The 11,912-nt window shown below is 43.8% G+C and carries 11 protein-coding genes; 8 read left to right on the top strand and 3 right to left on the bottom strand.

The window, feature by feature from the left end; translation table 11 throughout:
- Window positions 1-18: 18 nt before the first annotated feature.
- Window positions 19-876 carry a DUF5688 family protein gene (locus tag ACPW7J_RS06070; protein ID WP_425757205.1) on the top strand — a complete coding sequence of 286 codons (858 nt, stop codon included), beginning with the start codon at window positions 19-21 and terminating at the stop codon, window positions 874-876.
- A gap of 80 nt (window positions 877-956) precedes the next feature.
- Here ACPW7J_RS06070 and ACPW7J_RS06075 read toward each other — a convergent pair whose 3' ends face one another.
- On the bottom strand, window positions 957-1,703 hold the full coding sequence (locus tag ACPW7J_RS06075) for a DUF134 domain-containing protein (RefSeq protein WP_425757207.1): 747 nt from the start codon (window positions 1,701-1,703) through the stop codon (window positions 957-959).
- A 184-nt stretch (window positions 1,704-1,887) separates the two neighbouring features.
- Here ACPW7J_RS06075 and ACPW7J_RS06080 point away from each other — a divergent pair, with 184 nt between their 5' ends.
- The 3 genes from ACPW7J_RS06080 (at window position 1,888) to ACPW7J_RS06090 (ending at window position 5,304) form a co-directional block, all read left to right on the top strand.
- Window positions 1,888-2,904: an ornithine cyclodeaminase family protein gene (locus tag ACPW7J_RS06080; RefSeq protein WP_425757208.1), complete on the top strand. Its 1,017-nt coding sequence runs from the start codon at window positions 1,888-1,890 to the stop codon at window positions 2,902-2,904.
- 19 nt (window positions 2,905-2,923) lie between these two features.
- Window positions 2,924-4,045 (top strand): aminotransferase, encoded by a 1,122-nt coding sequence (locus ACPW7J_RS06085; protein WP_425757210.1) that lies wholly within the window; start codon window positions 2,924-2,926, stop codon window positions 4,043-4,045.
- A 92-nt stretch (window positions 4,046-4,137) separates the two neighbouring features.
- Window positions 4,138-5,304 (top strand): PucR family transcriptional regulator, encoded by a 1,167-nt coding sequence (locus ACPW7J_RS06090; protein WP_425757212.1) that lies wholly within the window; start codon window positions 4,138-4,140, stop codon window positions 5,302-5,304.
- Window positions 5,305-5,366: 62 nt separating this feature from the next.
- On the opposite strand, the gene ACPW7J_RS06095 is transcribed toward ACPW7J_RS06090, so the two are convergent.
- Together ACPW7J_RS06095 and ACPW7J_RS06100 are read right to left on the bottom strand one after the other, a co-directional pair.
- Window positions 5,367-5,993, bottom strand: a complete 627-nt coding sequence (locus tag ACPW7J_RS06095; RefSeq protein ID WP_425757214.1) for a DUF47 domain-containing protein — start codon at window positions 5,991-5,993, stop codon at window positions 5,367-5,369.
- 21 nt (window positions 5,994-6,014) lie between these two features.
- Complete coding sequence (locus ACPW7J_RS06100; protein ID WP_425757216.1) at window positions 6,015-7,007, bottom strand: anion permease; 993 nt, start codon at window positions 7,005-7,007, stop codon at window positions 6,015-6,017.
- 185 nt (window positions 7,008-7,192) lie between these two features.
- On the opposite strand from ACPW7J_RS06100, the gene nhaC reads away from it, so the two are divergent.
- The 4 genes from nhaC (at window position 7,193) to ACPW7J_RS06120 (ending at window position 11,837) form a co-directional block, all read left to right on the top strand.
- Window positions 7,193-8,668: a Na+/H+ antiporter NhaC gene (gene nhaC / locus ACPW7J_RS06105; RefSeq protein WP_425757217.1), complete on the top strand. Its 1,476-nt coding sequence runs from the start codon at window positions 7,193-7,195 to the stop codon at window positions 8,666-8,668.
- Complete coding sequence (locus tag ACPW7J_RS06110; protein WP_425757219.1) at window positions 8,669-9,496, top strand: histidinol-phosphatase HisJ family protein; 828 nt, start codon at window positions 8,669-8,671, stop codon at window positions 9,494-9,496.
- Between the two features lie 122 nt (window positions 9,497-9,618).
- On the top strand, window positions 9,619-11,073 hold the full coding sequence (locus tag ACPW7J_RS06115) for a cellulase family glycosylhydrolase (protein WP_425757221.1): 1,455 nt from the start codon (window positions 9,619-9,621) through the stop codon (window positions 11,071-11,073).
- 53 nt (window positions 11,074-11,126) lie between these two features.
- Window positions 11,127-11,837 carry a B3/B4 domain-containing protein gene (locus ACPW7J_RS06120; RefSeq protein ID WP_161875356.1) on the top strand — a complete coding sequence of 237 codons (711 nt, stop codon included), beginning with the start codon at window positions 11,127-11,129 and terminating at the stop codon, window positions 11,835-11,837.
- Window positions 11,838-11,912: the final 75 nt, after the last annotated feature.

Genomic DNA, 11,912 nt, shown 5'->3' on the forward strand with positions numbered 1-11,912 from the left:
ATATGAAAAGGAGAGAAGATGAAGAATTATGAAGATTTTAAAGCCGTCCTGGAAACAGAAATGCTGCACTATCTGCCTGAACAGTTCAAAAATTATCGGGTGCAAACGGAATATGTGCCCAAAGTTAATGGATTTTTGGACGCACTGAGTATTATGCCGCCAGAAGGTTGCGGCGCTGCGCCTACACTGTATTTTGCAGATCTATATGCATATTATTTGAAATGTCAGAGCATGGAGCAGGTGTTGTGTTGTGCTGCTAAAGTGTATTTGCGTGGTATGAATTATTTAGACGAAGTGAATCTGGAGAGGCAGTTAGAGGAAGAACCTCCGCAAATTGTTTATAGTTTGGTTGGCGCGTCGATAAATCAGGAGCTTGCAGAGATCGTACCATACAGGTTATATTTGGATATGATGATAATTTATCGATTGATGACGGAAGACGGACAGGGAGGCTTTAACAGTGCGATTATTTCTAATGATATTATGGAGGAACTTCAGATGACTGAAGATGAACTGTATACGATAGCAGCAGAGAATACGCCGAAGCTAATGCCTTTGAGTATACGGAAAATTGAAGATGCTTTTTATTGTATGAGTAATCAGTATAATCGATTGGGAGCGGCAAGCATTCTTTACGAAGATGGTTTGAGAAAAATGGCAGATTTTCTGGAAGACGATCTATATATTTTGCCTGCGTCGATTCATGAAGTATTTCTCATGCCGGCCAGTGAATGCAACCTGAGGATACTGGGACAGGCTGTAAGAACTGCCAACCGGGAGATTGTTCAGAAAAGCGAAGTATTGACAGACAGCGTTTACTATTACAATTGGCTGTCAGATGAAGTGGAAATAGCGTCAGAGCGTAAAATTAACTGAATGGCGCTGCATTGAAATATAAACTAAAAAAAGTCGCGAATCATAATGAGGTGATTCGCGGCTTCTTTTGCACAATAAAATTATTCGTGGCATTTGCCGTTGCCGCAGCTGTGACCTTCTTCATGATGGTGGCAGGAATGACCCTCTCCGTGACCATGATGATCGCAAGTGGCGCTTTCATTATATTGAAGTGTTCCGGCAAGCAAAGACTCTACAGCAGCGTCTGCGTCGCCGGAGACGCCGGCAAAGAGACGGATGCCGATTTGCGCCAGAGCTGTTTGCGCACCGCCGCCGATACCGCCGCAGATAAGCATTTCAGCTCCTAAATTCTGCAGAAAACCGGCAAGGGCACCGTGTCCGCTGCCTGCAGCGTTAACTACTTCAGAGGAAATAATTTTTCCATCTTCTACCGAATAAACTTTGAAATTTTGACAATGTCCAAAATGCTGGAAAATCTGCCCATTGTCATAAGTGACTGCAATTTTCATATTTGTGTTCTCCTTTTCAATAGATGCTGTTTTTTTATGCTCATGAGAGAAGTCGTAACTTCCGCCTTCGATGAGAAGCTGCTTTTCATTAACCAGAGCATCAGCGACCTTGAAGCGTGCGGCTTCGTAGATACCAGTAATCGTAGGACGGGATACTTCCATGCGTGCGGCGCATTCTTCCTGAGTTAATTTCAGATAATCAATGAGGCGGAGCGTTTCATATTCTTCCACGGTCATGATGACCTGTCCGCAGCATTGACCCTGCTTGCATCCCAGAGGAACAAAGCCCTCACTGCCGGGTAAAGCGCTTACGATACGGTTTTTACGAGGTCTTGCCATTACGACATCTCCTTTCTTGACATATGTTAATAATAGTATACGGCAGTTTTGAACATATGTCAAGAATAAAAAAGAATTTTTAAAAAAACATAAAATACTAGACGATTTTATGATATTCTACAAAAAAAAAAATGAGAGATGATGCTATACTGATGATACAAAAGAAAAGGAGAGGATAGACGCAATGTTTCAGTTGAAAGTTTTAAGCAGAGAAGTAACAGAGCAGGTTCTGCAGATGCCGGAGGTTATCAGCACGGTAGAAGAAGTTTATCGATTGAAAGCACAGGGGGATACCACTGTATTTCCATTAGTATTTCATGAATTCGAACCTGGTGTTGCCGATATGGATATTAAATCCGGATGGCTAAAGGGCAGTGACATTTTCGGTTTGAAAGTAGTGTCCTGGTTTGGAGAAAATACAAAGAAAGAATTGCCGGCGTTGATTGGCACAATTCTGGTTATGGATGCTAAAACCGGTGCTCCGCAGGGAATTCTGGACGGCAGTCATATTACAGGTATCAGAACCGGCGCAGCGGGTGCAATCGGAGCGAAGCTGCTGGCACGACCAGACGCGAAAAATTTGCTTGTAGTGGGCGCGGGGCATGTAGCAACCTTTCAGATTGCGGCCATGCTGACACTCTTTACGGAGTTGGAAAATATCAGAGTTTATGATGGCTTAAGTCAGGAAAATGCAGAACGTTTTGCAACATCTATGCCTCAGGTTTTGCGGGATAGCTTTCATATAGATTCAGGACAGGTAGCATTCCAGGCAGTAAAGGATCTGGCCGCAGATACCGCAAACAGTGATATTATCATTACGGTCACGCCTTCTCATGAACCGATCATTATGAAGGAGTGGGTAAAGCCGGGAACGCATTTTAGCTGCATTGGAAGCGATATGAGCGGTAAAGAAGAAATTGATCCTCAGATATTTGCAGACGCCAGAGTGTTTACAGATGATACGCCACAGTGTATCAACGTGGGTGAGATTGAACTTCCAATAAAGCAAGGCATCTTACGGAAAGAGGATATCGCTGGGGAGATTGGTGAGATTTTGACAGGACAGACAGCAGGCAGACAGAACGATGAGCAGATTACAGTTTTTGATGCAACCGGTACGGCTCTTTTGGATTTGTTAACTGCGAAATTAGCGCTGAAAAAAGCCAGCGAGTTAGATTTGGGAGAAACAGTAAATTTATAAGGAAAGGAAGATAATCAGTATGAAGATTAAAACATTTAAAGTAGAGAGATGGATGAACGAATATGAAGACGACGCCGTCTATAATCTGGGTGAAACCTGTGTAGATTCTATTACGATTAAAGAGCTGCTGGAGTTATGTGGAAAGGATGTAACAGGCTATATGACAGAATTGGCTGAAACTCGTTTATCTTATGGCCACATCTTTGGTTCGCCGGAGTACCTGGAAGGGGTTGCAAATTTGTATCAGGATTTGAAGCCGACGCAGGTTATTCCTACGCATGGAGCTATTGGCGCTAATAATCAGATTATCACAACACTGATCGGCCCTGAAGATAATATGGTTTCGGTAATGCCGACTTATCAGCAGCATTACTCTATTCCAGAATCCATTGGCGCGGACGTGCGCATTTTGCAGTTGACCTTGGAGGACGATTATCTTCCAAATCTGGAAGTTCTGCGTTCTCTGGTTGATGAAAATACGAAGATGATTACGATCAACAACCCGAACAATCCGACAGGCTCATGGATTCCTGTAGATCAAATGAAGGAGATCATTGAGATTGCTAAGAGTGTAGACGCGTATGTACTTTGTGATGAGGTTTACAGAGGGATTGCGGAGGATGAAAGATACATGGAATCTATCGTGGATCTTTATGATAAGGGTATTTCCGTTGGAAGTATGTCTAAGGTTTTCTCTATGGCAGGAGTACGTATGGGTTGGATTGCAACAAAGAGTGAGGAGGTACTGCATCAGTGTCACGAGCGCAGAGATTATGATACCATCAGCTGCGGTGTTATCGATGACAAATTAGCAGCGCTGGCGCTCGCTAACAAGGAAAAAATATTTGCCAGAAATCGTGCTATTTTAAATAAAAACCGCGCGATTCTGGATCAGTGGGTACAGGAAACACCAGAGGTTAGATATTTGAAACCTGTGGCAGGCACTACGGCGCTGGTTTATTATGATAAGGATATTCCGTCTTATGATCTGTGCGTTAGATTGATCAAGGAGAAGGGAGTTCTTTTCACACCAGGTGAGTGCTTTGAGATGGAAGGAGCAGTGAGAATCGGATACGCGTATGATTCTAAAACGTTGAGAGAAGGACTTGAAAAATTTACAGAATTTCTTAGAGAACTTTAATCACTTTTGTAGTATAATAAAGCCAGGTATGGATTTTGAGCCGCACCTGGCTTTTTAAAGTGGATGGATAGCAGGAAAAGAAGGAGGCGTATATGGCGCTGAAGGTAAAGGATATCCTGCAGCTGCAGAGTTTGCAGGGGATGAAGCTGGTTTCCGGGGAGAGGGGTTTGGAGAGAGCCGTGTGTTCTGCTGGCATCGCGGACTACGAATTTGCTTCGGAAATTGAATATGATAACGACATGCCTTTTGATAAAGATAGTTTTATTATCTCCAGTCTACTATTCGCGAAGAATGATGAGAAAAAAATCATGGAGGCTGTACGAAAGCTCTATGAAATGGGAACGTCAGCTTTTGCATATAAGGATATTATTTATGGACAGCTTCCGCAGGAGGTAGTTAAATTTTCTAACGACAAAAATTTTCCAATATTTGCGTTCGGTCAAAATGTGTATTTTGAGAATATCATCTATGAGATTATGGATGCGGTACAGCAGGAGGATACTCTTATTTTGGCAGAACAGAATATCTTGAAGATGATAGAATACCAATTACCCAAAGAAGAAGTAACCAGTATCAGTAAAAGTATTTCTCTTTTTTTTAAAGAATATGCTATGGCGGTTTATGTGAGTCCGCCGCCAGACGGTGAGAAATTAGACGTACGCCGTATTTTACGCAGCTTTTATTTGAATAAAGGATTGAAAAACAAGTGTATACTTTGTCGTTATCGAAAAGGATTGTTCATAATTCTGACCAGCGCTTTTTCGCAACCGGAGAAGTTTGAAGTTATCCTGAACGAAGCCATGGAAAGCCTGTCTATTGATGAAGAAAAGGTGTGGGTATGTCGCAGTAATGTTCACCGGTCCTATGATCAGCTGGATCTTTGTCTTCGTGAAGGTTGGCATACTTACGCGGCTAGCGTTATTGACGGCAGGCCATATGAGGGTTATCATCAAATTGGCATGTTCCGATACCTCATTCCATTATCAGGGAATTTTGCCATGCAGCAATTTGCAGACGATCTGATGACTCCGTTGTTAGATAAGGAAGAATTCCTTCATACTTGTCTGACTTTCGTGCATAATAAAGGAGATTTGAACGCGACAGCCTACGACTGTGCCTGCCATCCCAATACGATCCGTTACAGGCTTTCTAAGGTTAAGGAAATGACAGGTTTGGAATCGAAGACAGAAGCTGAGTTTTATGCGGAGCTTTCAGCGGCAGTACGGCTCTATTTGCTAAAAGAGCAAGCTGGATTATAATAAACGCCGGGCGGTATTTTTGTATAGCGCCCGGTGTTTTACTTTGAGTAGGAAAACGTTTTTTATTTTATAGATTTGATCTTGATGTCGCTGATCCGGTCAGCGGCTTTTCCGATTTTGTTGGCCAGCTTATTGAGGTCTTTGGCGAATTCTCGCTGCATAATTACATCTTTCAGGGTGATTTCCTGAAATTCCAGATCCGCGATGCCTTCCCAGTACAGGCGCTTTACCTGATTTTCGTTCTTCTTCGCCTTGACCAGATCGTCCCAGAAGTGTTCGATCCGGTCGTGTGCCCATTCGTTCATGGCGCAGGTCAGATTGTAGATAGACGCGTCGATCAGCTGGATGATTTCCAGATTTTTATCCGTCGGCTGGTATTGGAAGAAGACGAGAAAATCCTTTAGATCCTTGATCTTATCTGTAATGTCGTCGATGGAGCGGGACAGGGCGAAGATGTCGTGGCGGTCTAAAGGTGTGATAAAGGAGTTTTCGACGTAGTCGATAAGACTTCTGCGAACCTTATCAGCGTCCTTTTCACAGTGTTCAATCTGCTCCGCCAGGTCTTCTTCCTGGGTATCAATGTATTTTAAGAGCAGGGAAATACTTCTGGATGTGATTTCACATTGACGTGAAAGCATGTAGTAGAAGTTGGGCTGTTCCTGTTTTTTAAAAAAGCTTTTTTTAGCCATGGTGCTTCTCCTTTCGTTTCTTTATATAAGTTGAAAAAGCCAGCATATGAGACCGCCGATCAGAGCGGAAACCGGGATGGTGATCAGCCATGCCAGCAGAATTTTTTTTGTGACGGTCCAGTTGACTGCCTTAGGCGTATTGCTGGCGCCTACGCCCATCACGGAGGAGGTTACTACCTGCGTTGCGCTGATGGGAAGTCCGGTGACGTTGGCGAGCATGACGACGAAGATCGTAGACAGCTGAGAGGCAAAGGAATTCTGTATGTCGATTTTGCAGATATCCATGCCTACGGTTTTGATCATATTGTAGCCGCCGGTCATGGTGCCGACAGCGAGGGCGCAGGAGGCGGATAGAATGAGCCAAAGGGGAATTGTCACATCTGTATGATGGAAAGCGGCAAGGCCGATGGCGATAAGCCCCATTACCTTCTGTGCGTCGTTGCTGCCGTAGCAGAAAGCCAGAAAGAAGCTGCTGGCTTTATGGAGCAGCTGGATGCGCCTGTTCCAGACGATGGTACCGTTTCGAAGAAGCCAGCCAAGAAGGCGCAGGAACAGGTAGCCAGCCGCGAATCCCAGAACAGGAGACAGCAGCATGGCGGCGATCACTTTGATCATGATAGAGTTCCATTGTATGTAAGGAAGTCCGTAGGCACAGATGCCGCTGCCGATCATCGCGCCGATCATGGAATGAGAAGCGCTGGAGGGAAGCTTCAGGACCCAGGTGAGCACGTTCCAGAGCAGGCTGCCGGTAAAGGCGGCGGCAACAAAGGCGTAGCAAAGGGACCTGGAACCGGAGAGAACGGGTCGGATATCGATAATATTTTCTGAAATGGTATAAGCTACGGCTGTACCGAGAGCGACAGCGCCCAGAAAGTTGGCAACGCCTGCGATAAACACTGCTTTGGAAGGAGCGAGCAGGCGTGAGGAAATGGTGGTGGCGACCACCGTGCCGCCGTCATGCATGCCATTGATATAGCCGAAAATAAGACCAATGATGATCATATAGTAAAACATTTCTGTACTCCTGTGATTTAGTTTTAGAACCATTATATATGCAGATCAAAGGCGGTATCTTTTCATTTTCTATAAAAAAGTCATAAAGTTTTTGAAATTATCAAAGAGAACATTATAAGAAAATTGCTATAATATCCACAAGCTAAAAGCTGTACGAACTTATCGTTATAAGGAGATCTAGAAAAATGAAAGAAAAAGTAAAAAAATTGAAACCTGCAAGGGTGAAGAGAAAGCCAAACATGTTTGAGGCGCTTTCTGCAGTTATCGTATTATTGGTTATCTTTTTCTTTGGTTCTCTGGCAGATCTGTCAGCGCCGGCTTTGATCGGCATAGCAGTAGGCTATGTGGTTTTTATCGGTTGGCGCTGTGGTTATAGCTGGGAGGACATGGAGGGATATACCGCGGAAAAGATCAAGTCTGCAGCCCCTGCAATGTCTGTATTGCTGGCAGTGGGATTTTTATTGGGTGCATGGATGTATTCAGGAACGATTCCTATGTTTATCTATTACGGCGTGCAATTGGTCAGCGAGAAGTGGATTTTAGTTTCTGCTTTTGCATTGTGTGCAATTTTCTCAACCTGTACAGGAACATCATGGGGTTCAGCAGCAACGGCAGGTATTGCCATGATGGGTATCGCAACGGCTATGCCGAATGTAAATATCGCTACTGTAGCCGGCGCTTGCTATACAGGGGCAATCTTTGGAGATAAGCTTTCTCCGCTGTCAGATACTACGATTCTTGCCGCATTGTCGACCAAAAATGACATCTTTGATCATATTAAGCATATGTCTAAGACAGTGATTCCGGCTGCTGTTATCGGCATTATCATCTATGTTATCATGGGCATCAGTACAAAGTCAACTGGAAATGGTTTACCGGAAAACACACTGCAGCTGCTTGATACATTAGACGCCGCGTTCCATTGGAATATCATCGTTCTGATTCCGCTGGTGATCGTTATATACGGCGCTATTACAAAGAAACCGTCCACGGTTATTATGATGATATCGGCCATGGTAGCCCTGCTTATCGGTCTTTTCTATCAGGGCTTTGACTTATCTGATGGTGTCAGCGCTCTTTATGGCGGATTCAATCTGGAAATGGTAGAACATGCAAGAGAGGGATTCAGCGCTGCTGACGCAGGAGAGGACGCTATGAAGCTACTGAACCGCGGCGGTCTTTCTGCAATGTTGAAATCGTTTATCCTTATTTATATTTGCTTCTATTTTGCCGGAATTATGGAGCAGATCGGCGCGATTGAAGTTTTATTAGGAAAACTTTTAGCTGCTCTAAAGACAAGATTTACTCTGATTCTTGCAACTTCAATCTCTGTTATAATATTAGTCGCTATCGGAGGAAGTTCCTCATTAGCGCTGATTTTAACAGGTGAAATGTATAATGAAAAGTATAAGGAAATGGGACTTTCTACACTGAACTTGTCCAGAACGATGGAAGACTTCGGTACTGGTATGGCAGGATTCATTCCATGGTCAGGCTCCGGTGTATATTATCCGTCAGTATTGGGTGTATCTATTGGCGCGTATCTGCCGTATTGCTTCATGAGCTATGCTGTATGGATACTGGCTTATGTTTATGCTGCTACTGGTATTTGCATCAAGCCTCTTGAGGAAGAAGTTTCTACTGAAGGGAGCGAAGCGTAAATGATATCCGATATGCATGTGCATACAAGATGGTCCAGCGATTCTAAAGTACCTGTGGAAATGCAGATTCAGCGAGGAATCGAATTGGGTATGAAACAGATTTGCATCACAGATCATCAGGACTATGACGCACCAGTTTTTCCACCGGATTTCTTTACCTTTCTTTTGGATGATAAGGGTGATGATGATACGATCACAGCATATCTGACTGATCTGGCTTGCCTGCGTGAACGATATGCGGACAAGATTGAGGTGCTATTCGGGATAGAATTGGGTATTCAACCGCACCTTACTGAGAAATTAAACCAGGTAGCAGCGAGATTTCCCTTTGATTATATCATCGGGTCCACTCACACCTTTCAGAAGATGGATGCGGAAGATGCCAGACATTACGAAGGCATAGATATTGAGACCGCTGTTCGCCGGTACTTTGAGGACGAGCTCGTGAACGTGAGAGGCTTTCGGAGCTTTGACGCGGCGGGGCATATGGACTTTGTTCTCAGATACGGACCGGGAGCAGCAGAAACGTTTACATACGCTAAATATGGAGATATTATCGATGAGATTCTAAAGGAATTGATTCAGTCTGGAAGAGGTATTGAGTGTAATACTTCCAAGTTCAAAGCGAAGAATATGATAAATCCTAATCGCAGCATTATAAAACGATATTGTGAATTAGGCGGAGAGATTATCACGTTCGGATCGGATGCCCATGTATCGGAACGTTTGGGCGAGGGATTCCGCGAAGCGGGAGAAATTGTGAAGGAATGCGGCTTGAAGTATTATGCGGTATTTAGAAATCATAAGCCTGATTTCTATAAAATATAGCGTAAATACGGAGGATGTTTCAAAAGAGACATCCTCTTTTACTGCTTGTATGATAGAGACAATCTTGCATTTTAATGAGAGTGGGGTTATACTTAAAACAACGAATGAAAGGAAGCTGGAAGATGGTAAAACAGAAAACATATAAAAGGATTTTCTGCCTGATATTGATTCTCGTCTTGATAGGAACTATGCTGCCCTATGTTGCTGCGGAGGAAAAAAATAGCGGACACTGCGGCATAAAAATAGAAATTGTAAACAGTTGGCAGAATGATACGGAATTTTTTGTCCAATATGCAGTAAAGCTGCAAAGCGGAAATGAACAGGTTTCCGGATGGCGTTTGCAGATTGATTTTGATTGTGACATCGTATTATCCGGCAGTTGGAATGGAAGGTATACCATAAATGAAAAAGCTTTAACGGTTCAGCCAGAAAGCTATAATGAGCAAATCACTGCAGGCGGCAGTGAAGCTCTTGGATTTATTGTCAAAGGGAGGAATGCGCCGCGTTGGCGGGCCGCAACGTTAATCGTGGATGCTAATGGGAGCGAGACTACCTTTACAATCAAACAGGGAGGATCCGTGGAGGTTCCGGAAGATCAGATTACGACGCCGCCGACAGTTGAACCCCCTGCGTCTACAGTACCTTCTGAAGGGGAAAATGAGATTTCCAGCGGGAAAACACCGGTTGCAAAATACGGGCAGCTGCAAGTAAAAGGAACAAAATTAACCGGCAAAGGTGGAAAGGAAATAGCGCTGAAGGGCGTCAGCACGCACGGTATCAACTGGTATCCCGAATATGTTAACAAAACAGCTTTTAAAACCTTGCGAGATCAGTGGGGTGTTAATTGTATCCGGTTGGCTATGTACACGGAGGAATATAACGGTTACTGCAGCGGCGGGAGCACGAAAGAATTGAGGAAGCTTGTAAACAGGGGCGTGAAGGATGCCACAGATTTAGGCATGTATGTGGTTATCGACTGGCATATTTTGAGCGACGGTAATCCGAAGCGCCATCAAAAGCAGGCTGTTGCCTTTTTCAGAGAAATGGCAAAGAAATATAAAAATCAGAAGAATGTGATTTATGAGATCTGTAATGAGCCAAATGGCGGAACGCAGTGGAAAGACGTCAAGTCCTATGCCAAACAGGTTATCAAGGCGATTCGAACCTATGACAAGAAAAATCTGATTTTGGTAGGTACGCCTACATGGTCACAGGATGTGGATACGGCGGCAAGAAGTCCCATCAAGGGATATTCTAACGTGATGTATGCGTTCCATTTCTATGCAGCCACACACGGCAAGGCCTATCGAGATAAAGTGCGGCAGGCGCTGGACGCGGGACTTCCTGTATTTGTCAGTGAATTCAGTATTTGTGAGAGCTCCGGCAGCGGAAGAATCGATAAGATTGAAGCAAACCGGTGGATGAAATTTTTAAAGAAGAATAAGATAAGTTACGTGTGCTGGAATCTGTCTAATAAGAAGGAAAGCAGTTCTCTGTTAAAGAGCAGTTGTAAAAAGACAGGTAAATTTAAAAATGCAGATTTATCCGTCACAGGTAAATGGTATCGGGATGTATAGAGACAACAATTATCATAAAGAAACTGAAGGATGAAAGGAGATGTTATTTGAATATGAAAAGGTTGATATGCAAAGAGGATTTCTGGGAATTGTTTCCCGATTGCAAGATTGGTATTGTAGTTTGCAAGGGTATGGAAAACATATACAGAGATGACGAGACTGAATATGAGAAAATGATTCGCGATAGTGAAAAGGAAGCGCTTACGTTTTTAACTGAACCGAATTTTGCCGATAACAGGGTCATCAGGGTTTGGCGTGAGGCTTATATGAAATTCAAGACGAAGAAGGGCGCCAGATGCGCCATCGAAGCTTTGATGAAGCGAATTTCTAAAGAAAATCATTTAGGCACAATCAATCCGATTGTAGATATTTATAACAGCGTATCTCTATCTCATGCTATGCCATGCGGTGGGGAAGATTTAGATACTGTAGAGGGGGATATTCTTCTTACCAAGGCAGCCGGAGACGAATCGTTTTTTGTTATTGGCAGCGACGAGAACGAGCCGCCGTTTCCGGGGGAATTGGTTTATAAGGATGACGCGGGCGTTCTGTGTCGCTGTTGGACCTGGAGGGAATCAAAGCGCACCATGTTGACAGAGAACACGAAAAACGCTATGCTGTGCTGCGAATTGGTAGACGCACAGAGATATGATACATTTGTAGATGTACTTGCGTGTCTGAAACGGGAAGTAGAAGCTCGCCTGGGCGCGCAATGTGAGATCAGGATTCTGGACAGAGAACATCCAGAAGTTGATTTGCTGTAGATGATTTCTCGGGAACGAAGAAAAAGCTGCACTTAAATCGTTGTGATTTGAAGTGCAGCTTTTATAATACGCCGT

Source organism: Ihubacter sp. rT4E-8 (assembly GCF_049852125.1).
Taxonomy (GTDB): Bacteria; Bacillota; Clostridia; order Peptostreptococcales; family Anaerovoracaceae; genus Senimuribacter.